The sequence below is a fragment of the Lentibacillus populi genome, assembly GCA_014642895.1.
GTDB lineage: Bacteria > Bacillota > Bacilli > Bacillales > Amphibacillaceae > Lentibacillus_C > Lentibacillus_C populi.
Map to the genome: position 1 here is coordinate 1 of BMJD01000040.1, position 25,664 is coordinate 25,664.

Genomic DNA, 25,664 nt, shown 5'->3' on the forward strand with positions numbered 1-25,664 from the left:
TTCCGCTTGCTTCCCGCGCTCGACTTGCATGTATTAGGCACGCCGCCAGCGTTCGTCCTGAGCCAAGATCAAACTCTCCAAAAAAGTTTGTATAAGACTAACACCAATTAATCTTATGAAATGTCTTAGCTTCAAAAATTGATTTCAGTGTCAAAAGCACTTCATCGGAATCTGACCTCCGGCTTCTGACTGCTGACATCCGTTCACATACTGGTTGTTTTGTTCAGTTTTCAAAGAGCAAATTTAGCTGTGCGTTTAACAGCAACTTTATAAGTATATCAGACCTTTTAATTAAAGTCAATACTTTTTTGCTTTTTTAAGCAAATGGGCCTGAGTGGACTCGAACCACCGACCTCACGCTTATCAGGCGTGCGCTCTAACCAGCTGAGCTACAGGCCCAACATAAATTATGGAGCGGGTGAAGGGAATCGAACCCTCATCATCAGCTTGGAAGGCTGAGGTTTTACCACTAAACTACACCCGCACAGAAATGTGTTTTCATTTTACACTTACACTGGTCGGGAAGACAGGATTCGAACCTGCGACCCCATGGTCCCAAACCATGTGCTCTACCAAGCTGAGCTACTTCCCGTAAAATATGGCGCGCCCGAGAGGAGTCGAACCCCTAACCTTTTGATCCGTAGTCAAACGCTCTATCCAATTGAGCTACGGGCGCTTTTTAAGCGAACTTTTTAATTTTAGCATACACGGTTAAAAATTTCAAATGTTTATTGATGCGGCCGAGAGGACTTGAACCTCCACGGGTTATTCACCCACTAGGCCCTCAACCTAGCGCGTCTGCCATTCCGCCACGACCGCATTTTAACAGAAAAAATAAACTGCCGTGTATCATCACAGCAATTTCATTCAGTGCGGGTGAAGGGATTTGAACCCCCACGTCCACAAAGGACACTAGACCCTGAATCTAGCGCGTCTGCCGTTCCGCCACACCCGCGAAAGATAAGAAAGATGAGCCATGGAGGATTCGAACCTCCGACCCTCTGATTAAAAGTCAGATGCTCTACCGACTGAGCTAATGGCTCATGTTTAAAAAAAGTTAATGTTTTCATCAAAACAATACAACTGCTTACTACAAAATAAAATATAACTGGGCTACCAGGATTCGAACCTGGGAATGACGGGATCAAAACCCGCTGCCTTACCGCTTGGCTATAGCCCAAAGATGGCGGTCCGGACGGGACTCGAACCCGCGACCTCCTGCGTGACAGGCAGGCATTCTAACCAGCTGAACTACCGGACCGAACCAAGTTAAAATATTCTATTCATGCAAGATGACCCGTACGGGATTCGAACCCGTGTTACCGCCGTGAAAGGGCGGTGTCTTAACCACTTGACCAACGGGCCATAAAAAATGGCGGAGAAGGAGGGATTTGAACCCTCGCGCCGCTTACACGACCTACACCCTTAGCAGGGGCGCCTCTTCAGCCACTTGAGTACTTCTCCATATGGCTCCACAGGTAGGATTCGAACCTACGACCGATCGGTTAACAGCCGATTGCTCTACCACTGAGCTACTGTGGAATAATCAGATAACATTCGTATTATAAACAAATTAAACTTATCGCAATTCATTTTTTCACATTCCAATATGCGTTTTTAATTCATCATAAAACCACATATCAAGACTCACAAATAAGGCGATGAAGTCTAACTGGGTATGTATATCATAGCAGTTAATCAATCATCCATTATTAATGTCTCTTTTTAGTCGGCAAACATGCGACGAAGAACATAATATAACATTTTCATTTATTTGTCAATCATTTTTACTCTAATCTGTAAAGAAAAAAGTAATATTTATTCAAGGCTTATTTAATTTAACACGGCAGGCATATTTCGTCAAGGTTTGCATAGCTTTTTTGACAAAAATGTATGCTTAAGCAGCTCATATTACGTGTTCAAAAAGCCGCCTAATCAGGTCCTGAAGGTCGAGGTCGACTCCCAAGTACCAGGCTTGCCGGTAAAGCGTGCCGGTTTTAGTCGTCCTTCCAAACCGAGCACTTTCGCTTTTGTTCTCGTCTAGGAAATTATAAAATTTTGCGGCTGTGGATAACTTAATAACCGGATAAGCCACGTCCGGCTCCAGCGCCCAGCGGCTAGTGTGCTTCCTTCACCTCCGTACGATAAGTCAACATCGACTCCCTCCGGTCGTCGTGTTTCCTTTATCTCCTACGGCTCAGTCCAGCACATACGCCGCTAACCGGGCGCTTCCGCCTTTGTTCCTCAGGACGTGCTGACCTCTGTTGTTGACTATTGTCGTAGGGGGTCTTAACAGAAAAACCCTTACTACTAACTCTATCATTTTGTGACTTTTTGAACATCCTATTTTAGTTTCTCTTCCAAAAGTTTTCCCCTGCATTTTCCACACCTGTATTTATTCACATCCATTTTGCGTAACCGCCGATAAACATGTCCACATTCCTGACATTCATAAAGATATTTAAATGCTCGCTTTGACGACGGCAGCGGGTTGCAATGCCTTGGGGATCCAGTCTCTTTTAATAACCTTTTGAATGATTCATCCCCATGCTTATATCCTTTTCCTTCTATATGAAGATGATAATGACATAGTTCGTGCTTAATAATCCCAATAAATTCATCCATATCCAGCTCAATCAAGTACTTCGGATTTAATTCAATCGTTTTCTTCACAGGTATATATCTTCCGCCAGTTGTTCTCAATCTGCTGTTAAATTGAACATGATCGGTAAATGGTTTATGAAAAAACTCAATAGACAGGTTATTAACCAAGTTGTAAAGTTCCTTTTTATTTAACACGTTCATTTTCTTACATCCTTATTCATTAATTTCTTCATTTTATCATATATAACTAAGGATGTAAGCTTAGCCAAAGAGTCAGTTATTTAAAATAAATATAATTAAACATTGATTTTTATTAGATTTATATTATAATTATTTATAGACTAATCAAAGGAGAGGTGTTTTATGAGTGAAAAGCGTAATACATTAACTACTGGAGCTGGAATTCCTGTAGGCGACAACCAAAACTCCATTACTGCCGGGCATAATGGACCTACACTAATTCAGGATTATCATCTGTTGGAAAAGCTAGCACATTTTGATAGAGAGCGGATTCCTGAGCGTGTTGTACATGCAAAAGGCGCAGGTGCTTTTGGCTATTTTGAAGTTACAAACGATGAGATTTCCAAATATACAAAAGCCGACTTTCTAAGTGAGAAAGGGAAGCGTACAGAAATGTTTGCCCGGTTCTCAACTGTTGCAGGCGAACTGGGATCATCTGATACCGTTCGCGACCCGCGCGGCTTTGCATTAAAGTTCTATACAGAAGAAGGAAACTATGATTTAGTTGGTAATAATACACCGATCTTCTTCATTCGCGATGCGATTAAATTTCCTGATTTCATCCATACACAAAAACGCAACCCACGTACGGGATTAAAAGATCCGAATATGGTTTGGGATTTCTGGTCATTATCACCGGAATCATTGCATCAAATTACTTATTTACATGGAGACCGGGGTATCCCGGCAACATTACGTCATATGAATGGATATGGCAGTCATACGTATAAATGGGTGAATGACCAAGGGGAAGCTTTCTGGGTAAAATATCATTTCATCAGTGACCAAGGTGTTAAAGGTATGGATGTTAATGTAGCAGACAAGCTTGCTGGGGAAAATCCTGATTATCATAGAGAAGATCTTTACAATGCAATTGAGAATAATGATTTCCCTTCATGGACATTATACGTACAAATCATTCCGTACGAAGATTATAAAACGTACAAATGGGATCTGTTTGATGTAACGAAAACCGTTTCCCAGAAGGATTATCCACGGATTGAAGTAGGAAAAATGGTATTAAACCGTAATCCGGAAAATCATTTTGCAGATGTTGAGCAGGCTGCATTCACACCAGGTAATTTCGTCCCTGGAATTGAAGCATCACCAGATAAAATGCTGCAAGGACGGATTTTCAGTTATGCTGATACACAACGCTATCGTCTTGGTGTTAACCATCAGCAAATTCCAGTGAACCGTTCGAAAGCGGATGTTAACAACTACCAACGTGACGGTTACATGCGTGTAGACGGTAACGGTGGCAGTACTCCAAACTATGAACCAAACAGCTTAAATGGACCGAAAGAGGATCCGGCAACGAAAATCAGTCCTTTTGAAATGCAGGGTGTCGCGGATAGTGTTGCCTATGATTCAGAAGATCACTACACACAACCTGGTGATCTGTATCGATTAATGAGCGCCGATGAAAAAACACGTCTTATTGAAAATTTCGTTGAACACATGAAGCCTGTTGAGAAAGACGAAATCAAATTACGTCAAATTGAACATTTCTATAAAGCAGATCCAGATTGGGGAGAAAGAATCGCGGCCGGTTTAGGATTATCTGTTCCTGAAGGCGTAAAGTAGCGCGACACGAGAATTCGCGCGATACTTCTAGAAATGAGAAAAAGGGTCGCTCCATATATGGGGAACGGCCCTTTTTTCTATAAAAAATTATCGGCAGCAAAATAAGTATTTAAATCAAGTACTATTTTTTATTTTCCACCATCGATAATGCGATTCTGCCCTTTTTCGTATCAACTTGCTCCACCCAAACGGTTACAACATCCCCAACTGCAGCAATATCCATCGGGTGTTTTACAAACTGATTGGACATTTTCGAAATATGGACAAGCCCGTCTTGTTTTACACCAATATCAACGAAAACACCGAAGTCAACAACATTTCGCACTGTCCCCTGCATTTCCATTCCTGGCTGCAAGTCTTCCATTGACAATACGTTTTGTTTCAATAAAGGTTTCGGTAAGTCATCACGCGGGTCACGTTCAGGACGGCTTAATGCACGCATGATATCAATTAGCGTTGGTTCGCCAATACCAAGTTTTTCTGCGATTTCTCTTTTATTTAGTGATTTTAATTTATCCTGTAAGGTGCCTGAACCAATATCTGTTAATTGGCAGTCAAGCATGTTTAATAGCCCCGTTACTTGTGGATATGTTTCCGGATGGATTGGGGTCCGGTCCAACGGATTATCTCCATCAATAATTCTCAGAAATCCGATCGCCTGTTCATACGTTTTCGCGCCTAACCGCGGTATCTTTTGCAGCTGCTTTCGATTTGTAAATTTCCCCTCATCATTACGTTTTTTCACAATGTTGTTTGCCACTGTTTTACTCAAACCTGAGACATATTGCAATAATGAAGTAGATGCTGTATTTACATTTACCCCAACTTGGTTAACTGCTGTTTCTACAACGAATGTCAGCGATTCGTTCAATGATTTTTGACTAACATCGTGCTGATATTGTCCAACGCCGATTGACTTTGGATCAATTTTGACAAGTTCGGCAAGCGGATCCTGCACTCGCCTGGCAATGGAAGCCGCACTTCTTTCCTCTACTTGTAAATCGGGAAATTCCTCACGTGCCAGTTTCGAAGCAGAATATACACTAGCCCCAGCCTCATTTACGATGATATACGGAACATCGAGTTTATGTTTTCCAATTATGTCAGCAATAAATTGTTCCGTTTCACGAGATGCAGTACCATTTCCAATGGCAATCAGCTCAACGTTATATGTTTTAATTAATTCCATCACAATTTTCTCTGCACCCACTATGTCATGCTTGGGAGCAGTTGGATACATCACACCAACGGAATGAACCTTTCCAGTCTCATCAACTACCGCAAGTTTACAACCGGTCCTGAAAGCCGGGTCAACACCAAGCACAGTTTTTCCTTTTAAAGGAGGCTGTAACAGTAAGTTCTTCAGGTTTTTCGAAAAAACATCGATTGCTTGCTCTTCCGCCTTTTCCGTTAGGCTATTTCTAATGTCTCGTTCAATCGATGGTTGAATTAAGCGTTTATAGCCGTCATCGATCGCTGCTTGTAAAATGTCTGAAACAGTCTGATTATCCGAGGATTTGACAACTTTTTTTCGTAAAAATTCAACAATCCGCTCGATCGGTGGCTCGATAGTTACTTTTAACACGCCTTCTTTCTCCCCGCGATTCAAGGCAAGAATTCGGTGGGAAACGAGAGAGCGAACGGCTTCGTTAAATTCGTAATACATTTCATAAACACCTTTTTCATCCAGCTCGGCTGCTTTCACCTCTGAACGAATGGCACCCTTTTTGTATGTTTCATCACGGATATAATCACGGAATTCAGGGTCGTCCGAAATCCATTCAGCAATAATATCATTGATGCCGCTTAATACATCTTCTACTGTATGTAATTCATGTTCTTCCGAAAAATATTTTTCCGCTTCTGCCTGTATATTAATATTTTCCTGCTTCCATACTAATTTGGCTAATGGCTCTAGTCCCTTTTCTTTAGCGATGGTCGCTTTTGTGCGGCGTTTTTGTTTGTATGGCCGGTATAAATCTTCTACTCGCTGTAATTGGGTTGCATCAGTTATATCGCGCTTAAGCTCTTCCGTTAATTTTCCCTGTTCATCAATTAAACGGATGACTTCTTGTTTTCGTTCAGCCAGGTTTACGGCATAATGCCATTTGTCCTGGATTAATTTAATTTGTACCTCGTCAAGTCCGCCAGTTACTTCTTTACGGTAACGCGCAATAAATGGTACCGTATTTCCTTCATCCATTAAAGCTATAACTTTATTAACAGTACTTGTTTTGACCTGGGCCTCTTTTGCCACCCAGCTGCTAAGATTTTGTTCTAATTCAACGGCCACTGCGTTTCCTCCTTTTCGTACACCTTTATTTTACCAAAATATATTTCGTATTCCTAATCCAAGTTGTCTCCTTACCATTGTTTCTGCTTGAGGTTTTGTCTTCTCATTGAGGTCCCTATCTCACGGATACACCCACGTTTAATCTGCCAAAAAAATATGGCCGTCAGTTTTTCCTGACCGCCGTCGTTATCCATCCAGCACAACATTACAAAAAAGCACCCTTTTTCACCCTTCATAGCGTATTGCAATTAATGTTGTATCATCGTTTTGTGATTCACTGTGCAGATGGGCATATGTGTTTGTTATATCGTTCACATCCCTGTTCAGGATAAACTTTTGTGACAGATCTGCATCGGTTACACCGTCAGAGAACATGAGGAAAATCATATGTGGCTCCAGTTTATCCGTGATCACTTTAAATGTTCTGTGGTAGCCTGCCAAGTAACCGGAATTGGGGATATTACGCTTCCTTTTTCCATCTCTCGTTATCGTCAAGACACCAATATTTCCGATGGAAGAAAAAGAATACTGCCCCGATAAAAAAGTCAACTTTAATATCCCTAAAACAACCCCACGTTTACGAAATAGCTGTTCATTGCACTGTTTAACGATGTGTTCCACCGTTGCATGAATATTGTTTTTAATAATATCGATCACAATTTGCGAGGACTCTTTTGCAAATTCTCCACTGCCTAATCCATCAGCTATTGCACAAACAAATTCATTCTCGGTCTCGATATAATAATAGCTGTCACCGCAATGGAAATTTCCCTTTTTTGCTCTTTGATAGACCGCTACCTCTACCCTGTTTTCTTTTGTGCTCAATCCAATACCTCCGTACTATCGGATTGGATAGCTTCCCGGAGTTTGCGTAAAGCGCGTCGTTGTAATCTGGAAACGTGCATTTGCGAGATTCCCAGCAGCTCACCGGTTTCCTTTTGGCTTCTGTTCTCAAAATAGGTGTACTGCAAAATTTGCTGTTCCCGTTCCGATAGGATAGGCAGAACTTTTTCCAAAAGCATACGCTGGTCAGCACCTTCGTATGCCTTGTCATCGTTTCCCACCAAGTCCAGAATAGCAACTTTACTGCCATCCGAATCTGCTTCAATTTCACGGTCTACCGATAAGGCTTTGTAACTTTTACCCATTTCCATCGTTTCCAGCACATCTTCTTCTGCCACATTCAGGTAATTGGCAATTTGTGTCACTGTTGGTGATTTCTGGTTTGATGTTGTCAACTCGTCTACCGCTTTCTTTATCTTGGGGCCAAGCTCTTTGATTCGTCTCGGTACATGAACACTCCATGTTTTATCACGAATGAATCGTTTAATCTCCCCGATAATTGTTGGGATTGCAAAAGATTCAAAGGATTTACCAAATGTTGCATCATATCGCTTGACTGCAGCTAACAGTCCAATCATACCGACCTGGACCAAATCCTCATGAATACCACTATTTTTGGAATACTTTCGGGCAATGGATTCCACAAGATCTTTGTAGGTTAGCACTATTTTCTCTTGTATCGCTTCATCAGCTGGCTCGTCCTGCAAGTGTTTGATCCATTGGTAAACCTCGTCTCTCCCTTTATTGTGTGGTTGAGATTTGGTCGTCATCAAAACCCACCTCTGTTTCTTGAAGGTACTTTGTCATCAAAACAATTACACCATAGTCATTGTTTATCTCAACCTTATCCATTAATGCTTCAATTAAGAAAAGGCCAAATCCACCTTCCCGTAAGGTTTCTACTGACTCTGTCTGTTTATAGGGTCCGATTGATCCTTTAATTTCATTCAAATCAAAACTTCCGCCATGATCAGCTACCATTATTTCCAGGCGATTGGGGTAAACACCGAAACCAATTGTAACCTCCCCTTCATCTTCTGCTTCATAGGCATGCGTAACGGCATTCGTAATTGCTTCTGATATCGCAACCTTTAAATCCTCAATATCCTCATAAGAAAAACCCATTCGATTGGCAATCCCGGAAATACTTAACCGAATAACACCAACATATTCCGCTTTTGCGGGTATCTTCATTTCAATAAAATCAAATGTTTCCATTATTCACTTCCACCTCGAATCGCAGCCTTAATATCCATTATGTCAATTAATCCTGTTATTTTAAATAACCGAAACACTCTCGTCTGTAAATCCACTAATTTTAACTGACTGCCATTCTCTTTCGTTGACTTCAGCGCACTAATAAAAACACCCAAACCAGTACTATCCATATAATTTACATGTTCTAAATTCACTTCAACTATTTGCCCTTCTGTTTTTGTTAGAGGTAATAGTGTTTCCTTTAGCTGTGGTGCTGTATAAGCATCAATTTCTCCCGATAAAATAACGTTGGATTGATTACTTGCTTCCTTAACATTAATTTCCAGATTCATATTTCAATCCCCCTTCATGTACTTAAACAAACTTTATAATGTTTAGGTACCCGACAATAAAAAAGGTTAAACGTTTCTTCGCAAAATAATCAGTGTAAAATCATCCCGAAGCTCAAAATGCTGCATCCGTTCGAAATATTTATATACGTGACCAACCATTTCCTGTGCTGATAAGCGGGAATAGCTTCTGATAACATCCAGTACTTCCTCTGTTTCGATAAAACGATGCCCTTGTCTGCACTCTGTTACACCGTCCGTTAGCAGGATAACCATGTCCCCTTTTTCAATCCTGCGTTCATACCGATTATACACAGCGTCTGCCGATACACCCAACACTAAGCCCTTTGTTTCTATTTCCTCAAAACAATCCCTATCCTTATGATAAAAAAAGCCGGGCTCGTGTCCTGCAGATGAATAGCGAAGTATATTTTCTTCCGGGAGATATTGAGCGTAAAACATTGTTATAAACATACTAGGATCGACATTTCGCTCCACAACACGATTTAAATTTTCCAGTATTGCCTTTGGTTGCATGAATTCTTCAGGAAGAATGTCCATCGAATATTTAATCATTGACATGCATAATGCGGCCGGGACGCCTTTCCCGACAACATCTGCCACTGCTACCCCGAGTGATCCGTCTTTCCCCTTAATAAAGTGATGGTAATCCCCATTCATTTGATGGGCGGGAACACTTACTACCCCAATATCCAGTCCTTCGATAACCGGCTTGGTTGTGGCTAAAAGTGTTCGCTGCATCCCGGCAGCTACGCCAATTTCAGATTTCAATTCAAGCTGTTTCTCCCTTAACGTTTGGAACTCTTGATGTGTGAGGCCGTAAGCTATCATGGATTCCAGGAGAAAATTCATGGAAATCTGCAGTTCCTCTGATAAATCCGGGTACAGTTCCCTTAATGCCTGAATATGCAAATTAATGATTTCCTCGGGAGGTATTTTACGTTTAATAAACGATTTGCTGATTTGCTCAGCACCATATAAAGATTGCTCGTCCCGGGTTTCAATATAATGCTTTAAAAGATTTTTGTAGTTTTCTGTATCTGATTTTATTGCATCCATAAGTCTATATCCCCCTGTGATCGGAGTTATCCAACTGCTTTTTCTAATAGGTAAGAAAGTATAAGAATCCGGGCTCAATTCTGCTCATGTCAGGGCAGGCCACGCCCGGCTCCAGCGCCTTTGTCCCTCACTAATGAGGAATGACTTCCCGCCCGCGAAGCCATTCCTCATGCTGGGTTTAACGCAGCCATTTTATTGCTTTTATTTCCGTGCCTTTCCCTTTTTCCGATTTTATATCAAAAACGTCCATCAAGCGTTTTACACCTGGCAGGCCTGCGCCAAGCCCCCCCGAAGTTGTAAAGCCATCTTCCATCGCCTGACTGATGTCATCAATCCCGGGTCCTTTATCAACCGCTATCATGCATATCCCTTTTTGATTTATGTTATCTATTACTTCAAAGTAAATTTGGCCTGAACTGGCATATAAATATATGTTGCGGGCAAGTTCTGATATCGCGGTAGCAATTCGTGCCTGGTCAACGGTTCCAAAGCCTGTTTTCTTGGCTATATCACGGCCAACCTGGCGTGCACCAACAATATCCCACTCTTTTTGTATGTTAACGCGGGATTGGAGACTCATCATTAATCCCCCAATTCCTGATGTAATTTAATCAGTCCTTGTTCTAAATCCAAAGCGGTGGGAACGTTCTTCATATGAATCCCCAGATCGATTAGTGTCATTGCGACAGCTGGCTGAATACCAGTTAATACTACTTTCGCCCCCATTAGGTCTGACATGGTTACAACATCACCTAATACTTTGGCAATAAATGAATCGATTATTTCTACAGAAGTTAAATCAATAACAACTCCTGTTGCCCCGCTTTTATGAATTTTACTTAGCAGATCCTCCTGAAATTGTATTGCTGTATTGTCATCGATTTCTGTCTGAATCGAAATTAATAAATAATTATGCAGTTTAAGAATCGGTATTCGCACAAAATCACTCCCCGTTCAATGATTTCAGCATATTTTTAATCTCTTCTTTGGAACTAATAGTTTCAACTTTACGGTTAGTAATTTCAAGCGCCTTTTGGAAGCCTTTCTTCAATGAACTTTTCGTCGGGAATTTGCCTAAATCAATCCCCAAGTTAACAATGGTCTGAGCGATTTCCGGACGAATTCCTACCAAAATGCATGTTGCCCCAACCAGACGAACTGCCTCCGCCGCTTGTATAATATGATGAGCCACCATTGTATCGACAACAGGTACTCCTGTAATATCCATTAACACAACCTCGGAATTATGTTTAATCACACCTTCAAGTACATTTTCCATAATCAGCTTTGCGCGTTCTGTATCAATGGTACCGATTAACGGCATGATGGTAATGTTGTCCATCACCGGGATAAGCGGAGCTGATAATTCCTGCAAGGCTAATCGTTGCAAGGAAACGATGTTCTCCCAGCTTCCCGAATATTCATTGACCAGTTGACGAATAATTGGTTCAACCCACGCATCAACGCTTTGTAATACATTTGATATAAAAGCGGAATCCACTTGCTCTGATTGACTGAGAATATAATCAATCGTGACCCTTCTGAATATATGCAGCCCGTCCGTAATGTAACTTAATGGCCAGCCGAGATTAACCAGTTTTTCCGAAAAGTCTTCCAGTATTTTAGACGATCCCTGGTTTTTAATACTAGTAAAAATCACATTGACAAATTCTCTGTTTGTACTTTCAAATAATTCATCAGAAATTGTTGTTGTATAATTGTCATCCTTTGAAATATCAACCTCTTCCATCCACATCTGTACGATGGAATCACTATTTTCCAATGCTATCCTCTTAAACTTATCATCCATTTCACATGCCCCCAAACCATCTTTAACTATTATTAAGAATATTGTAAAGTATTTTTTGATATTCGTGCAAATTTTCCATACAATAACATATTCCGACAACATCAATTTTTATTTATTGTAACATACATTAACCGAGGGCATAACAAAAACCCTTGCTGCTGAATCTGACAAGGGTTTTTGTTAATGGCCATACATTTCTTTTAGTCCCAGACTTATTTCCAATGCATGGTTTATTTTCTCCATCATTTCTTTATCTAATTTCGTTATTTTGTCTGTTAACCGCTGTTTGTCCAGCGTTCTGATCTGTTCGAGCAGAATAACAGAATTACGGTCAAACCCATATCGCTTTGCGTTAATCTCCACATGGGTCGGGAGCTTTGCCTTTTGAATTTGTGCTGTAATGGCTGCTACAATAACGGTTGGGCTGAACCGGTTTCCGATATCATTTTGCAAGATCAATACTGGGCGGATGCCTCCCTGTTCTGATCCAACAACAGGAGATAAGTCGGCAAAATAAACTTCGCCTCTTTGTACGATCAAATTGTTACACCCCGATCACAGAGCGCTCTAAGGTGTTTTTTTCTGCTTCCTCTTCGGCTTGAAAAGCTTCCGAAGCAATTGTTAGATTAATTCTGGCCATTTCTGTATACCCTTTTATCATGGAATCACGAAATTGCTGGATATGCTCTTCTTTCTTGGATTCTAAATAGTTTCTTGTCGCTTCACAAATGAAATCACTTAAGTCGCTATTCTCATACTTCATTAATCCATCCACCTCATTTAACAGTTTTTTTGGTAATCGTACCAAAATTTCTTGTAAGCTCTCTGACAAAATGATGCACCTCCGCCAACTGTTGAACGACCGAAATTATATTCTTTTTTAATAATATCATTGTCTACTTTGCTTTGCAAAGACATTTAAAGTTTTTTTAATATAAAATTAGGTTTATGAAATAATTGGCTGTGGTATATGTTTATTTTAGTATATCAATATTATGCCACATTATCAGCAATTAAAAAATTAGCGGTTACAGTTATGATTCCGATACCTTGTAAACCCTCGGAACCCGGCTCGTGATTATACAGGGGATTTCATAGTTTATCGTGTCCAAGTATGCAGCCACTTCATCCATTGTTATTTCCTCATTTCCCTGCTTTCCAATTAATGTTACCTTGCTACCAACTGGATATGCTTTATCCAAACGCAGCATTGTTTGATCCATACAGATTCTGCCGACAATAGGCATACGCTTCCCGTTCACCAGCACTTCCATTCCTTGAAGCTTGCGAATCCACCCGTCCGCATATCCAATTGGAATTGTTCCAATCCATTCATCCTCTTTCGCCGTATATGTTGTACCATAACTGATTGATTCGCCGGCTTGTATTTTTTTCACATGAATAAGGCGGCTATAGAGCGAAAATGCTTGCTTCAGGTTGATTTTCCTTTCTTGTTTCACCGTTTTAGACGGGTACAGTCCATACATGGCGATACCAAGCCGGGTGAACTGAAACATGTCCTCGGGAAACCGAATCGAGGCAGCACTATTTCCAATGTGGATTGCAACAGGATGTCTCCATCGCTTGCGAAATGTCTGCAATAAGGTTTGAAACCTTTTTTGCTGTTCATCATAATAGGTTAAATCAGCTGCATCGGCTGTTGCAAAATGGGTATAAATCCCGGTTAGACGAGTGTTTGGACTTTCCGCTAATTCATCTAACAACTGCTTCAGTTCCTTTTCCGTGCGGATACCAAGCCTTCCCATGCCGGTATCCCATTTCATGTGCAATTTAAGCGGCCGCTGGAAGGTACGGTCTTTTACTTCCTGCAGCCATTCCATTTGAAAAAATGTCAGGGTAAGATTGTAGTCGGCAGCAAGCGGGGTATCCTGCGGCGAAACCCAGCCAAAGACCAGAATTGGCACGGAGATACCTGCATGTCGCAATACTATTGCTTCTTCCAGCAGTGCAACCGCTATGGCACTGGCGCCGGTCTTAACAGCCTTTTTAGCAACCTCTATAGCGCCATGACCATATCCATCTGCTTTCACAACTGCAATAATTCTTGTTTCTGCTGGCAGCTTTTGTTTCATTTGCGTTATATTATAACCAATTGCTTCAAGATTTACTTCAGCCCATGTATTCCGATAAAATGTATCCTGCACAACACCTTGCCCCTTCCATTTGTAAAACATTTTCCTTCATTATTTCGCTTTCCTAATGCACTGTCAAGAATGGAGGCATTCTCCAGGCAATAAAAAGCAGACCCCCTCTCCGTTAGAGTCTGCTTACATCTATTCATGCTATTTCACTGCTTTGCCCTGGACAGATTTAGCTATTTCAATTAGTTCTTCTTTTGTCAAATCTTCACTTGCCAGATAAAAGTTTACACCATTACTGCTCCACTCGATTGCATTTTCTGAAAGTGCACCAATCGAATGCCCAAGATTTACAATGTCACCTTTTACTTCTTGCGGAGAGGATAATGTTGAGACTGCATCCTTTTTTTCCTCAATTAATGTGAAATTCTTTTCACCAGTATACGTCATAATAACTCGTTTCCCGTTATCGGTTTCTACCTCTTTTTGTTCCGCAAGCTCAGCTCCTGCCATATATAACGGAAATACGACAGTAAGTGGATCGGCATTTTCATTTTTTGCAGCAGATGCTTCAGCATGCCCACTTGTCATATTTTTTTCCATTGCAAAATCATCATCTTTAAAACTTGGTTTCATATCAAACTTCGAGAAGTTCACTTCAACAAGCGCATTTTTATCTTTGTCAAGTACCTTTACCAAAACCGGGCTATAGGTTTTTTTATCAAAATATATTTCCTGATACGGCAGATTATTGTTGCTTTGATAATTTGTTTTGGTTTGGAAAATATAGTGTGAATCACTTACTTTAAATTCGGCATCCTTGTCTTGTTTAATGTCATGGACAAGCGATTGAAAAAGATATGGCTGGCTGCTGTTATCAGGCCAGTTTGTTTGGAACTTAAAGCTTTTATTTAAAGCAGGGGTCAGCACAAACACACCATCTTTATTCTTCAGGATAATTTGGCTTCCTTTTTCATCCTGATCATTTTTCAGTGAGACACGATAATACTCTTTTTTCTTATGCCAAATATCAATCTTGTATTTCTGACTATCCTGTCCGGTATTCATTTTCATTTCCGCTTTGGCCTTGTAACCATTCATGGAATCTACTTTATCTTCCAGTTTTTTCAGAACATCCTCCTGTGACTTTTCACCGCAAGCAGTAAGTAACAAGATCAGGCCAAAGACGATCAATAACCAGATACTAAACATCTTCTTCATGGACATATCTCCCTTGTCTTGTTTCAAAACAAGAGCGCAAAACGATTACGCCCAAGTTTCCCCAGGACAAAGAGAACGTGTCACCTGCACTAAAGAAATGTACGATATACTGCTGGAATACCTTCTATAACATCGGTTGCAAGCAAATCATAATAGGAATGGTTATCCCTAATAAGCAAATCCGCGGCAGCCCCATGGACGAAGCATGCATTGCATAATGCCTGGAAAATATTTTTATGCTGCATCACCATTGCCAGGATAATCCCGGACAGCACGTCCCCACTCCCGCCTTTCGCAAGCCCCTGATTTCCGGTCTGATTAACGGCTTGCTTTCCATCTGGTACTGTGATAATTGTATGTTTTCCTTTTAACACAACATACACCTGATGGATAGCGGCAAACGCTCTGGAGTAATGAAACGGTTTTTCCAAAAGCTCGGCAATAGGCACCTCTAACAGCATGGCCATTTCTCCAGGATGTGGTGTCACAATTATCGGATCTGAACGCTTCGATAAGATGGAAGGATCAGCCTTCACATGAAACAGTCCGTCGGCATCGACAATAACCGGACAATTCGCTTCGTTCAAAACATGCATAACTAGCCGTTCCGCTTCTTTATCCCGCCCCATTCCCATCCCCATTACGATACAATCAAACCGTTCAAACGGAATTGCTGCAGCCTTCCCGCCATGTTCATTATGATCATCAACCATTAGGTAGGTCGCCTCAATACAAGTTTGGGCAATGGATGAAATAACGTTTTTCGCTGTTCCGACAGTGAGTAAGCCAGCACCAGCTCTTAAGGCTGCTTTAGCAGTCATCGCTATGGAACCTGGCATCTCGACTGATCCGCCAATAGCAAGTCCTTTCCCGTGCGTTCCTTTATGAGCATACGGATCCCGTTTCGGTAATGTACTTCGGAAGTGATGCTCCCCCCACGTATACTTTTTAGGGACATCGTCCATTGTATTAATTGAAATACCGATAGGAACAACTTCCCATTTTCCATAATAAGGTGCTGTATGCTCCAAGAAAAGACTCATTTTTGCTGCCTCAATCACAAATGTCCAGTCAGCATGAATCGCCGAAAAACCTGTTATTCCTTCATCTGCCGGAAGCCCTGTCGGTATGTCTACGGATATAACAAAATCAGCCTTTTGATTGATAATGGAGACAATTGTATAAACCGGTTCTCTTAATTCGTCATGAACCCCGATTCCGATCATAGCATCAATGATAACGTCTGAGCTGGTAACGAATTTATCCACCTCCGTTGCATCGCTGCTTACATGAACGGAACCATTACAATTTAAATATAGCGTTTTATGGTAGAGTGCCTCCCCGGTTATTCTTTCATCTGGAACAATTTGCAGAACAGTCACATTATAGTTTTGCGTATGCAATGTCCGTGCGATAACAAAACCATCCCCGCCATTATTTCCGGAACCAACAAATATACAGATTTGGTTCTGTTTCGATATAATTCCGGTTATTTTACTGCTTACCGCCCGACCTGCATTTTCCATCAGCAGTCTTTCATCCAAACCGATCTCCTGTATGGTATGACGATCCATTTCGTACATTTCTTTTGCGGTGACAATATACACTTTCGTTCCCTCCTACCCGCACTAAAATATATGAGACAACCTTACCGATTATGCTATTTATCTTCTATTACAACCTGAGCAGCTGCATATGCTTTACTATGAGTGATAGATATAAATATGGTGACATCTTCATACCCGCTGGCAGTCAATTCAGGTGCCCCAGAACCATTTGGCAGCACTTCAATATGTTGAAAGCTCAATTTTCCGATACCACGCCCGCAAGCTTTCGCAAATGCCTCTTTAGCTGCAAATCTTCCGGCCAGAAATTCTGTTTTTCGCTGTACACTTTCCAAACTAAAAAAAAGCTGATGTTCATTTTTCGTTAAAATTCGTTCACTTAGACGCGTATTTCGCTCCATGCTTTTTTTAATACGTGCTAATTCAATTAAATCCATCCCGATCCCCTTTATCAAACCATCCACCTCTTTCCTGTCATAAATGGTTTTTCATTGCATTCTGCTACATGATTTTAGTAATCTAAAAATGGTCATACTATTGTATAATGTCGCTTACAATAATAATACCCGATCGTAACGGTTTGCACAAAGGCGTAAGCGCCCGTTTAGTGACGTATGGACTGGACTGAGCCGCAGGAGATAAAGGAAACACGGTGAGCTGGAAGCGAACCGATGTTGACTTATCGTACGGAGGCGAGGGAAGTCCACTAGTCACTGGGCTCTGGAGCCGGACGTGGCTTACCCTGCTGAGGGTAGAATAGTGCCTAAATTTATATACCTTCTTAATCTTTAAAAAATTTTTGCCGAGGAGTTTATCAATGTTCATTCGCACGGAAAAAAGCATAAAGGAATTCATCCAATTTTATCCTGTTGTAGCAACTCTGGTAATCATTCATCTGGCGTTATGGCTGATCATTGACTTTTTACATTTACCAATTGGGATTCGATTCTACCAGTGGGGTGCAGGCAATAATTTATATATCCATGAAGGGGAGTATTGGCGTTTACTGTCATCGATCTTGCTTCATCACGGGTTTATGCACGCCATTTTTAATTCATTTGCACTTGTTTTGTTTGGACCCGCATTAGAACAAATACTGGGAAAAGGTAAATTCATCCTCGCCTATTTCGTTGCCGGATTTGCAGGCAATATCGCCACATACCTGATAGATCCAACTGCTTTCTACTCCTATGTCGGTGCATCCGGTGCCATATACGGATTATTTGGGATTTATGTCTATATGATCGTATTTCGAAAGGACCTAATCGACCAAGCCAGCTCGCAAGTTGTTCTAATTATTTTTGTAATTGGTTTAATTATGACATTCCTTCGTCCCAATATTAATATTTACGCACATATCTTTGGCTTCATCGGCGGATTTGCTATTGCCAGATTACTGCTAACCAACAACGTATACCCGTTTTCCCCAACTCGGAACAGAAGGCGAACGGGAACAGTACAATTTGATCCCAATCGCTGGAATAAGCGACGGCGCTTACCAAGGGGGCTCGGAACAAAAGTATTCTGGATCATTTTCGGTATTCTGGTTATACTTGGGCTATTAAGCCGAATATTGTAAGGGAGCCGGCACCTTTGTCAGTTCCCTGATTTTATCGATAAGAGTACCATTTCACTATACCATTAAAGACTAAAAGAAAAAGCTCCCGTTTTACGAGAGCTTTTGTCTTGATGCTATTAACCACGATTTTTTTGCTTTTGGTAATTTCCTTTGCGATTACGTCCGCTATATTGATTACGCCCACCTTGGCCTCGTCCGCCCTGGTTTCGTTTTCCATAATAATTGCGTTTATTTCCACGTTTATTATTGTCTTTACCTCTTTGTGCTTTTTTAACACTGATCGGTTGGATGGAAGAAATTCGTACCGGTGTGTTTCTCCGTTCTTTTGTCAGCATTTTTAATGCAGCTGCAATTACCGTTATGGAATCATGATCCTGCAGTAATTCATTAGCTGTCTCATGATACGCTTTTAGATCTTTTTGTTCAATTGTTTTCAGCAGCTTTTCCACAGCGACTTGCTGCTGGCCGCGCAAGGCATCTTGACTTGATGGCGGCATGATCCGTTTCATTTTACTTTTCGTCGTCTTTTCAATTAAATGCAAATGTGCCATTTCTCGTGGTGTAATAAACGAGATGGCTTCACCAGTACGTCCTGCACGGCCAGTACGGCCAATGCGGTGTACATAGCTTTCCGGATCCTGCGGAATATCAAAGTTATAGACGTGCGTAACACCGGAAATATCGAGTCCTCGTGCTGCTACATCAGTTGCAACTAATACTTCAACACGGCCGTTTTTAAACTTGTTCAATACCGACATCCGTTTGCCTTGTGTTAAATCTCCATGAATCCCTTCAGCACGGAATCCCCGGGCCTGCAACCCTTCTGTAATCTCGTCAACACGCTTTTTTGTCCGGCTAAAGACAATCGCTAAATCGGGGCCATTTATGTCAAGATGGTTAGTTAGCGTATCGAATTTATATTTTTCTGGAACCTCAACAAAATACTGGTCAATATTTTCAACCGTCATTTCTTTTGCCTTGACTTTAATTTCTTCTGGGTTCTTCATGAGATGTGTTGCAATATCACGAATTTCCTTTGGCATCGTTGCGGAAAATAGCAATGTTTGCCGATCTTCTGGAATTCCCTTTAAAATATCGCGAATATCATCAATGAAACCCATATTGAGCATTTCATCTGCTTCATCCAATACAGCAGTTTGCACTTGGTCGATCCGAATGGTTTTCCTGCGCATGTGATCCAGCAGCCGTCCAGGAGTTGCCACCACAATATGCGGACCATCCTTTAATGCCCGGATTTGCCGCTCCATATGCTGTCCGCCGTAGACAGGCAATGTCCGGATTCCTTTAAACTTGCCCAGTCGGTTTATTTCCTCGGCAACCTGAATGGCCAGCTCTCTTGTTGGGGCTACCACAAGTCCTTGAATTTTGTGGATGGATTTATTGATTTTTTCGATCATCGGAATGCCAAACGCGGCGGTTTTCCCTGTACCTGTTTGTGCTTGTCCAATAACATCTTTTCCTTGCATTGCAAGCGGGATTGTCTCTGCCTGAATTGGTGTCGCTTCCTCGAAACCCATTTTCTCCAATGCTTTGATAATAGGCTGCGACACTTCTAAATCATTAAATGTTGTCACCTTAATAGTCTACTCCTTTTTTCCTTGAAATTTGCATGAACAAAAGCGTAAGTGCTGTACTGCTGTCCCTAAAAAGCTCCATATTGATAGTAAGATACGAGCGTGTTCAAAGAGTTGCCGAATGCGAAGATTGACTTAGAACGCCATGTCCTGTGCAGCGCAACAAGGACTGGGCAGCGCAGGGAGTCATCAAAGAAAGCGGAAAGCTTCTCTTCTCCATGCATCGCACAACGGAACAGCCGTAATATCCGCCACTGCAGGATTGCTCAAGAACCTGACTGTGCTAGCGATTTTTATGAGCGGTTTGAGCTGAAGAACTTTATCGCCAACCTTGGAGTTTGCTGCTTATTCATTGGATGTCGCTTCGAACACGCACTACAAGGAACACAATTAAGGAAGTCGACTAAGCTCTTTCACTTTCTTTATCTTTATCATAAAAAAAGGCATCCTCCAGATTGGAAAGGGGCCTCACTTGAAAATTCATGCTTAAAATAACAGTCATTTAATCATAACATATTTACCATAATGATATCTACTACTTCGTGATTTTTTATCTTTAGCATGATAAAATATATTAGATTACGTTTCAACATGATTAACAAGGAGACTTATCCACATGCGTATACCGCCATTTAACCCATATATTGCGGTTGTAATTGGTGTAATAGCCGTATCAACCTCCGCAGTTCTAGTTAAATTAGCAGATGGTACACCAGCTGCTATTATTGCAAATTATCGTTTGCTATTTGCCGTTATTCTTATGGCACCATATGTTTTTCTTAAACACCGTCATGAATTTCGGCTGATTGAAAAGAAAGACTGGATTCTTTCCATCGTCGCAGGAATATTTCTTGCATTTCATTTTATTCTTTGGTTTGAATCCCTGAATTATACATCCGTTGCAAGCTCTGTTGTCCTAGTAACGCTTCAGCCGATATTCGCCTTTATTGGTACCTATTTCTTTTTTAATGAACGATTTTCACAAGGTGCTGTCATAAGCATGATCATTGCTTTGTTAGGCAGTATTATTATCAGCTGGGGCGACTTTCGCATAAGTGGAATAGCCTTGTTTGGGGATATGCTTGCCCTTCTTGGCGCAATTGCTGTTACCGTCTACTTCTTGCTTGGGCAAAATGCTAGAAGACGGTTATCGCTGATGCCATACACATTTGTCGTATATGGCATCAGTTCCCTTACCTTAATTATTTATAATTTACTGTTGGCTAATCCGTTCTTTGGATACCCGTTAGAAAATTGGTGGATTTTCTTTGCCTTAGCGATTATTCCGACATTTTTTGGTCATACGTTGTTTAATTGGGCATTACGATGGCTTAGTACCGCAACCATTTCGATGGGAATTGTCTTTGAACCGATCGGAGCTTCCCTGCTTGCATATCTGATTCTGGATGAAAAAGTGACGCCATCCCAATGGCTGGGAGGAACCATTGTAATATTCGGGCTGTTTTTGTTCATCATGAGTACCTCCCGAAAGCGAAACGTAACGATTTCTCAGAAAAAGTAAAAACTGGTCGGGGTATTTATAAAATTTTTAAAAAATTGTCATATAAATGTTTAGACAAACCTGTTATAATAGAACCATCCTTGATAAAGCAGGTGATGCTATGCACATCCAACTAATGACTGACGGTGGTGCAGATGTTCCAAAAAAATTGTCCAAAAGCTTGCATTTAATTTCTGTACCACTTTATTTACACTTTCAGGATGAACAATACAAAAGTGGGGTTAATATAGATTTACACCGTTTTTATAAAAAAATAAAAGAAGCAAATGCGCTTCCTCGTTCATCTGCACCGAGCCCGAATGATTTTTACGAAGCATATAAACAGGTTGATCCGGCAAAGCCGATTATCATGTTCAGTTTATCAAAAGGACTGAGCAGCACATTTGAAAATGCGGTAACGGGGAAAAACATGCTGCTTGACGAACAGCCCGATCGCAAAATTGAAGTAATCAATACGAAAACAGCCTCCTGCGGGTTGGCATTGTTACTCCATGAAGCAAGTATCAAAGTGAAAGAAAACTATTCGTTTGAAAAATTGGTTGACCATCTTCATGAACGTGTGGAACAAACGACAACATTATTTGTGTTAAAAACGCTCGAAAATTTAATTCTTGGCGGCCGTTTGGACAGAGTGAAAGGCACCATTGCCAAAACCCTTAATATCAAATTATTAATGCGCGGAAATGAAAATGGTACGATCGAAGTAACCGAAAAAGTTCGGGGAGATAAAAAATCAATCAGACGATTCATCGAGCAAATTGGAGAATATACGAAAAACGCAGAAGACAAAGTAATTGCAATGACGCATTGCAATGCGGAAGAACGTGCCAAAACAGTACTTGCGGAAATCCGCAATAAATACCCATTTAAAGATGCTTTTTTATCTGAAATGGGGCCGCTGATTTCCACCTATGCGGGAGAAGGCGGGTTGGTCATATCATTTTTCAAGGACAAATAAACGGCACATACCCGCCGTTTATTTATCTTTTATCAGAAAGGAATACACCATGGAATTCAATGTATCTTTATCATTTCCCAAACAAATCAAATGCCTTGACCGTTCAAAAAATACAATTTCTTTTTGCTTGGACGTGATTTCTTTTTCTAAATAATACGCTGTCTTATATGGAACCATCCCATCCTGCTGACCCTGTGCAATCAGTACAGGAGTGTCGACTTTTTTTAAATATGGTTTTGTGTACTTGACCAGTTTTAAAAACTCTAAATTAGCCTTAAAAGGAACCGCACCAAGTTTTCGTTTATAATGCAGATACAATTTGTTCTTGTTCAAGGTTCCTCGCAAACCGTCCGCAACAACTCCTCCAATGTCACGACATATTTGTGTGAATGACAAATATTTACCAGCAGGGGCAAGTAACACGAGTTTCGTCACATTATATTTTGCTGCCAAGTAAGAAGCAATCATTCCTCCCATGGAAAATCCAATCAAGTAAATTTCATCATATTTCTCAAGCATTTGTTCGAGGGTATTTTCAGCAGCCTGGATCCAGCGTTTGTGGGAAATATCCTTGAGTGTCAATTTCTTCCCATGCCCTGGCAGGGTCGGAACTGTAATATGCCAATTTGTGTTTTCCGTCAAAAAGGAAGCTAACGGATCAACTTCATAAGGACCACCCGTATAGCCATGAATAATTAAACAACCAATCATAAAAATTCTCCTTTAATCATTCTTTCGTTATCATACATAACCCTTCATTCATAAGGGTCTGCTCCGCCACAAATAAAGGATGTTCTGTTTTATTACCCTAACTATTATATCCCGTCACTCAATTTCTAACGCCACCGAGGTTGACCGTAAGTGTATATGTAAATAAGCTGATAAAATGATCAGCTTATTTTGTTCAAAGATAATAAAGTATAAAAATTTAGGCTCAATTCTGCTCATGCCAGCGTAGGCCATGTCCGGCTAATTACAAATTTAGTAATAATGTAACAGATAAGTGAAAACGAACCACGTTCAGTTTCATTATTTAAAGTTCTTTATCATCGATCCAAATTGTTTTACGACTGGGGAAATTTGCTGGATAGTATTTGCAAATTGACCAACTGTCGAAAACATTTTATCGAGATCTACTTGCCCATCTTTATCCTGAAAATAAGCGAAAAGTCCATTCGGTTTATGTTGTGGAGATGGAGCATTCGTATGCATTAAATCAAACCAATTATCCGGTTGCTTCGGTTTTGAAAAATAGTGAAATGGTGTCTGAAAATATGCTGGATTCGGTTGTGGAAATTGCTGTTGCTGCCATTCCTTGTTGTTATAAGGATTAACATGATAAAACTTTGCGTAATCGTCATATGCCTGATATGGCTGATTATAATAGTAAGGCCTTTCAACCATTCCATACACCTCTTCTTTAGTTTATCATGTTACTAATTTATGCGGTTTCTTACCAAGTGTGAGATCAAGCGTATTTTCTTCAGTTAAAGCGATTTTCCAGTCCAAGCGCATGTTTCATTTTGTCTTTTTGAAAACCCAATATCGGATTTCCGTCAATAAACGTTACAGGGGTTCCATATATCCCTTTGTCTTGCAATTCCCTTAAATACTGTTGATTTTCTGCAACATTTCTCGTTTCGTAATTTATATTCCATTTGTCCAACTGGTCCAACAGATTTGACCGGTGTTTGTAATTATTATTAATATATACCAAAACATGTTTCTTGTTCATGACAGCGTTCCTCCCGGAAGTTTCTTATTTTCTTAATACCCAACATACAGGAAATAAAACATAACTATTACATTTATGTTTCAATAATTAGTACTTAAGACACAAAAATGCTGAACCTGTTACAGCGTCAATACCCCCTTTCTTTTTTAGAGTTATCCGTAAAAGAAAAAAGCAAAACCATCATCCTGTCCGGAAGTGGTCTTGCTTTCGAAAAGTGGAGTACAAGCATACGTCCTAGCTTGCACTAATTATGATAATAGAGCAGAGACATCCCACGCCTCATTATTATGATATCGCTTTTTTCATACGTCTGCTATGACATAGATCACATCCGGAGTAATTTTTTTAAGATGAGTCTAGTACCCAACCCTTTAATATGTTCCTCTTCCGCCTACCATTTTTATATGACGTGGCAAAAGCCTTATTTCTGCTGGGGTAGTACCGTTTATTTCTCCGTCCATATCAATTTCCTTACCAGTGTCAGTGTTAATCGTAAGCTCATTCGTTTGGAAATGGGTAAAAGCGGTTAATTGCTCATTATCATAATTTGAATTATTCATCATTAATAATTCCCGAAAGGCTGCTATTGCCGACTTTTTTACAATCAATACATCAAGCTTTCCATCGGCAGGATCAATTGTGGAAACCGGCAGCTGTCTAGTGCCAATAAATTTACCATTTAGCACTAGAAGCATAACAGCATCACCAGTATATTGTTCATCACCCGTTTTAATTTGATAGGAAAAAGTTTCAGCTTGATTAACCGTTTTTAGCGTACTTATAAAATAACTGAGGACACCAAAGCTTTTCTTCTGATTTTCATCAATGTTTTGCGATGTCTCAGAAACAAGCCCAATCCCCCAGAAATTCAAAAAATATCTGCCCATTGATTCGCCAACATCGATTTCAACCATCTCACCATTCACAATTGCTTCTGCCGCCTGCCGCAAATTTTGCGGAATGTTTAGCATGCGGCTGAAATCATTACACGTTCCACCTGGCAAAATGGCAATCGCCGGCCGGTGCTCTTTAACAGCAATACGATTCATACATTCATGAACCGTTCCATCGCCGCCAAGGATAATGATTAAATCAACTTTATCAGCAACATTCGTACAGCAGGATTTTGCTTCTTCGATTGTCTTCGTTTGGACAACGGTTAATTCTTTAACGCTCTGTGTCAAAATGGGCAGGGTTGCCGAAAGCTTTTGTTCAATATCATCGCTCCCGGCATTCCCGTTGTATAGAAATAGTGCTTTTTTAAAGACATTCATATGTTTTCACCTCATTTCGATATTCTCCTTTTAACTATAACCGTCTCTGGTTTTATTGAATCGTTAAAAACAAAAAACTGTCAGCATAAGTGCCAACAGTCTCCGGAAAAGA

At 40.6% G+C, this 25,664-nt stretch carries 25 protein-coding genes, 12 tRNA genes and 1 rRNA gene; 4 read left to right on the plus strand and 34 right to left on the minus strand.

The window, feature by feature from the left end:
- The 14 genes from IEX12_RS18090 to IEX12_RS18155 form a co-directional block, all read right to left on the minus strand.
- A 16S ribosomal RNA gene (locus IEX12_RS18090) occupies positions 1-84 on the minus strand; the annotation flags it as partial.
- A gap of 241 nt (positions 85-325) precedes the next feature.
- Positions 326-399 (minus strand) — tRNA-Ile (locus tag IEX12_RS18095).
- Between the two features lie 11 nt (positions 400-410).
- Positions 411-484: transfer RNA gene (locus IEX12_RS18100), tRNA-Gly, on the minus strand.
- Positions 485-515: 31 nt separating this feature from the next.
- Positions 516-592, minus strand: a tRNA-Pro gene (locus IEX12_RS18105).
- 7 nt (positions 593-599) lie between these two features.
- Positions 600-676 (minus strand) — tRNA-Arg (locus tag IEX12_RS18110).
- A gap of 59 nt (positions 677-735) precedes the next feature.
- Positions 736-819: transfer RNA gene (locus IEX12_RS18115), tRNA-Leu, on the minus strand.
- 52 nt (positions 820-871) lie between these two features.
- Positions 872-955 (minus strand) — tRNA-Leu (locus tag IEX12_RS18120).
- A gap of 15 nt (positions 956-970) precedes the next feature.
- Positions 971-1,043: transfer RNA gene (locus tag IEX12_RS18125), tRNA-Lys, on the minus strand.
- Between the two features lie 65 nt (positions 1,044-1,108).
- Positions 1,109-1,180, minus strand: a tRNA-Gln gene (locus IEX12_RS18130).
- Positions 1,181-1,184: 4 nt separating this feature from the next.
- Positions 1,185-1,261 (minus strand) — tRNA-Asp (locus IEX12_RS18135).
- A gap of 32 nt (positions 1,262-1,293) precedes the next feature.
- Positions 1,294-1,365 (minus strand) — tRNA-Glu (locus tag IEX12_RS18140).
- A gap of 8 nt (positions 1,366-1,373) precedes the next feature.
- Positions 1,374-1,464, minus strand: a tRNA-Ser gene (locus IEX12_RS18145).
- A 3-nt stretch (positions 1,465-1,467) separates the two neighbouring features.
- Positions 1,468-1,542 (minus strand) — tRNA-Asn (locus IEX12_RS18150).
- 801 nt (positions 1,543-2,343) lie between these two features.
- Positions 2,344-2,805: a SprT family protein gene (locus tag IEX12_RS18155; protein WP_088051027.1), complete on the minus strand. Its 462-nt coding sequence runs from the start codon at positions 2,803-2,805 to the stop codon at positions 2,344-2,346.
- Between the two features lie 162 nt (positions 2,806-2,967).
- Between IEX12_RS18155 and IEX12_RS18160 the strand changes: the two genes are divergently transcribed.
- Positions 2,968-4,431, plus strand: coding sequence for a catalase (locus tag IEX12_RS18160; protein ID WP_088051028.1), 1,464 nt, complete (start codon positions 2,968-2,970; stop codon positions 4,429-4,431).
- A gap of 121 nt (positions 4,432-4,552) precedes the next feature.
- Here the strand turns inward: IEX12_RS18160 and IEX12_RS18165 are convergent, their stop codons facing one another.
- The 15 genes from IEX12_RS18165 to acpS form a co-directional block, all read right to left on the minus strand.
- Positions 4,553-6,724 carry a Tex family protein gene (locus tag IEX12_RS18165; protein WP_088051029.1) on the minus strand — a complete coding sequence of 724 codons (2,172 nt, stop codon included), beginning with the start codon at positions 6,722-6,724 and terminating at the stop codon, positions 4,553-4,555.
- A 225-nt stretch (positions 6,725-6,949) separates the two neighbouring features.
- Entirely contained in the window at positions 6,950-7,549 is a 600-nt protein-coding gene (locus IEX12_RS18170; protein WP_088051030.1) for a SpoIIE family protein phosphatase, read from the minus strand.
- On the minus strand, positions 7,546-8,337 hold the full coding sequence (gene sigB, locus IEX12_RS18175) for an RNA polymerase sigma factor SigB (protein ID WP_088051031.1): 792 nt from the start codon (positions 8,335-8,337) through the stop codon (positions 7,546-7,548). Before sigB ends, IEX12_RS18170 begins: the two co-directional genes overlap by 4 nt.
- Entirely contained in the window at positions 8,309-8,785 is a 477-nt protein-coding gene (gene rsbW, locus IEX12_RS18180; RefSeq protein ID WP_088051032.1) for an anti-sigma B factor RsbW, read from the minus strand. Before rsbW ends, sigB begins: the two co-directional genes overlap by 29 nt.
- Positions 8,785-9,117 (minus strand): STAS domain-containing protein, encoded by a 333-nt coding sequence (locus IEX12_RS18185; protein WP_088051033.1) that lies wholly within the window; start codon positions 9,115-9,117, stop codon positions 8,785-8,787. Before IEX12_RS18185 ends, rsbW begins: the two co-directional genes overlap by 1 nt.
- 66 nt (positions 9,118-9,183) lie before the next feature.
- Positions 9,184-10,194 carry a PP2C family protein-serine/threonine phosphatase gene (locus IEX12_RS18190; RefSeq protein ID WP_088051034.1) on the minus strand — a complete coding sequence of 337 codons (1,011 nt, stop codon included), beginning with the start codon at positions 10,192-10,194 and terminating at the stop codon, positions 9,184-9,186.
- A 178-nt stretch (positions 10,195-10,372) separates the two neighbouring features.
- On the minus strand, positions 10,373-10,774 hold the full coding sequence (locus IEX12_RS18195) for an anti-sigma regulatory factor (protein ID WP_088051035.1): 402 nt from the start codon (positions 10,772-10,774) through the stop codon (positions 10,373-10,375).
- A 2-nt stretch (positions 10,775-10,776) separates the two neighbouring features.
- Positions 10,777-11,133: an STAS domain-containing protein gene (locus IEX12_RS18200; RefSeq protein ID WP_088051036.1), complete on the minus strand. Its 357-nt coding sequence runs from the start codon at positions 11,131-11,133 to the stop codon at positions 10,777-10,779.
- A gap of 4 nt (positions 11,134-11,137) precedes the next feature.
- Positions 11,138-12,004, minus strand: a complete 867-nt coding sequence (rsbRA, locus tag IEX12_RS18205) for an RsbT co-antagonist protein RsbRA (protein WP_088051037.1) — start codon at positions 12,002-12,004, stop codon at positions 11,138-11,140.
- A 180-nt stretch (positions 12,005-12,184) separates the two neighbouring features.
- On the minus strand, positions 12,185-12,544 hold the full coding sequence (locus tag IEX12_RS18210; protein WP_088051038.1) for a type II toxin-antitoxin system PemK/MazF family toxin: 360 nt from the start codon (positions 12,542-12,544) through the stop codon (positions 12,185-12,187).
- Between the two features lie 4 nt (positions 12,545-12,548).
- A complete protein-coding gene (locus tag IEX12_RS18215; protein ID WP_088051039.1) occupies positions 12,549-12,836 on the minus strand; it encodes a CopG family ribbon-helix-helix protein in 288 nt (95 codons plus the stop codon).
- Between the two features lie 202 nt (positions 12,837-13,038).
- A complete protein-coding gene (alr, locus tag IEX12_RS18220; protein WP_188725638.1) occupies positions 13,039-14,169 on the minus strand; it encodes an alanine racemase in 1,131 nt (376 codons plus the stop codon).
- Between the two features lie 138 nt (positions 14,170-14,307).
- The gene (locus tag IEX12_RS18225) at positions 14,308-15,324 is read right to left on the minus strand and encodes a LolA family protein (protein ID WP_088051041.1); all 1,017 of its coding nucleotides are present in this window, start codon (positions 15,322-15,324) and stop codon (positions 14,308-14,310) included.
- Between the two features lie 89 nt (positions 15,325-15,413).
- Entirely contained in the window at positions 15,414-16,931 is a 1,518-nt protein-coding gene (locus tag IEX12_RS18230) for an NAD(P)H-hydrate dehydratase (RefSeq protein WP_155554607.1), read from the minus strand.
- A 53-nt stretch (positions 16,932-16,984) separates the two neighbouring features.
- A complete protein-coding gene (acpS, locus tag IEX12_RS18235; RefSeq protein ID WP_088051043.1) occupies positions 16,985-17,344 on the minus strand; it encodes a holo-ACP synthase in 360 nt (119 codons plus the stop codon).
- Positions 17,345-17,706: 362 nt separating this feature from the next.
- On the opposite strand from acpS, the gene IEX12_RS18240 reads away from it, so the two are divergent.
- Positions 17,707-18,468, plus strand: coding sequence for a rhomboid family intramembrane serine protease (locus tag IEX12_RS18240; protein WP_088051044.1), 762 nt, complete (start codon positions 17,707-17,709; stop codon positions 18,466-18,468).
- Positions 18,469-18,584: 116 nt separating this feature from the next.
- On the opposite strand, the gene cshA is transcribed toward IEX12_RS18240, so the two are convergent.
- Positions 18,585-20,063, minus strand: coding sequence for a degradosome RNA helicase CshA (cshA, locus tag IEX12_RS18245; RefSeq protein ID WP_088051045.1), 1,479 nt, complete (start codon positions 20,061-20,063; stop codon positions 18,585-18,587).
- A 616-nt stretch (positions 20,064-20,679) separates the two neighbouring features.
- Between cshA and IEX12_RS18250 the strand changes: the two genes are divergently transcribed.
- Together IEX12_RS18250 and IEX12_RS18255 are read left to right on the plus strand one after the other, a co-directional pair.
- Positions 20,680-21,585, plus strand: a complete 906-nt coding sequence (locus IEX12_RS18250) for a DMT family transporter (protein WP_088051046.1) — start codon at positions 20,680-20,682, stop codon at positions 21,583-21,585.
- Positions 21,586-21,685: 100 nt separating this feature from the next.
- Positions 21,686-22,543 carry a DegV family protein gene (locus tag IEX12_RS18255; protein ID WP_088051047.1) on the plus strand — a complete coding sequence of 286 codons (858 nt, stop codon included), beginning with the start codon at positions 21,686-21,688 and terminating at the stop codon, positions 22,541-22,543.
- Between the two features lie 18 nt (positions 22,544-22,561).
- Here the strand turns inward: IEX12_RS18255 and IEX12_RS18260 are convergent, their stop codons facing one another.
- From IEX12_RS18260 to IEX12_RS18275, 4 genes are all read right to left on the minus strand, one after another.
- Positions 22,562-23,254 (minus strand): alpha/beta hydrolase, encoded by a 693-nt coding sequence (locus IEX12_RS18260; protein WP_088051048.1) that lies wholly within the window; start codon positions 23,252-23,254, stop codon positions 22,562-22,564.
- Between the two features lie 318 nt (positions 23,255-23,572).
- Positions 23,573-23,947, minus strand: coding sequence for a YppG family protein (locus IEX12_RS18265; RefSeq protein WP_088051049.1), 375 nt, complete (start codon positions 23,945-23,947; stop codon positions 23,573-23,575).
- A gap of 79 nt (positions 23,948-24,026) precedes the next feature.
- Positions 24,027-24,278, minus strand: coding sequence for a glutaredoxin family protein (locus IEX12_RS18270; protein WP_188725639.1), 252 nt, complete (start codon positions 24,276-24,278; stop codon positions 24,027-24,029).
- Between the two features lie 371 nt (positions 24,279-24,649).
- On the minus strand, positions 24,650-25,552 hold the full coding sequence (locus IEX12_RS18275) for a YegS/Rv2252/BmrU family lipid kinase (RefSeq protein WP_088051051.1): 903 nt from the start codon (positions 25,550-25,552) through the stop codon (positions 24,650-24,652).
- Positions 25,553-25,664: the final 112 nt, after the last annotated feature.